The organism is Segatella copri, from assembly GCF_003465495.1.
GTDB classification, from domain to species: domain Bacteria; phylum Bacteroidota; class Bacteroidia; order Bacteroidales; family Bacteroidaceae; genus Prevotella; species Prevotella copri_G.
Window position 1 is genome coordinate 91,922 of the sequence record NZ_QSAV01000009.1, and the last position, 1,032, is coordinate 92,953.

At 49.2% G+C, this 1,032-nt stretch carries 1 protein-coding gene; it reads left to right on the forward strand.

What is annotated here, in order from left to right:
* Positions 1 to 54: 54 nt before the first annotated feature.
* Positions 55 to 1,032, forward strand: a 978-nt coding sequence (locus DWV53_RS04160) for a site-specific integrase (RefSeq protein WP_118151824.1), incomplete at its 3' end; no start/stop codon positions are given.

Genomic DNA, 1,032 nt, shown 5'->3' on the forward strand with positions numbered 1-1,032 from the left:
TATCAAGGAACGCTTACAAAATGATTATATTTGCACACTCAAAATGTAAGCGTTATGAAAATCGAAAAATTCAAGGTGTTGCTCTACCTAAAAAAGAGCGGAATGGACAAGAATGGAAAAGCTCCCATCATGGGACGCATCACGGTGAACAGGACTATGGCGCAGTTCTCCTGCAAGTTGTCTTGCACTCCATCGCTTTGGAATCCTCGTGCCAGCCGATTGGAGGGCAAGAGCAAGGAAGCCGTGGAGACCAACAAGGACATCGAGCAGTTGTTGCTTTCCATCCAAAAGGCTTTCGATGTGCTTGTGGAAAAGAGAACGGACTTCGAGGCTAAGGATGTCAAGGAGGCTTTGCAGGGTAGCGTCAAGACACAGACCACCCTTCTCTCCTTCGTGGACGGGCATATCAGTGAACTCAGCACCCATGAGGGCATCGATATGTCGAAGAGCAGTGTCTGGACTTACAGAAAGATTCGCAAGAATCTCGCTGAGTTCATCGGGGAGAAGTATAGGTTGACTGATTTGGCTTTCGGACAGCTGACCGAGCCTTTCATCAGTGACTTTCACCATTACTTGCTTGACGAGAAAGGCTTTTCATCAGGAACCATCACCATCTATGTGTCGCTCTTCAAGAAGATGTGCCGCATCGCCTTTGAGCGAGGCTTGTGCAAGAACCTGCTGTTCGCCCATTATCGGGTTGGCACTCCAAAGGTTACGACACCCAAGGCTCTCAGCATGTCTGATTTCATAAAAATCCGTGATGTGGAACTGCCCGAAGACAAGCCGAGACTATCCGTTAGCCGTGACCTGTTTCTTTTCGCCTGCTATGCAGGAACAGCCTTCATAGACACCGTTTCCATCACGAAAGCCAATGTCAAGGTGTTGGAGGATGGTGACAAATGGCTCATCTATAACCGCAAGAAGACCGGAACACTTGCCAGGGTGAAACTCCTGCCCGAAGCGTTGGAGCTGGTGGCGAGATACGAGGACAGGGCAAGAGATACCCTTTTCCCATTGCTGAGCACGAATCGT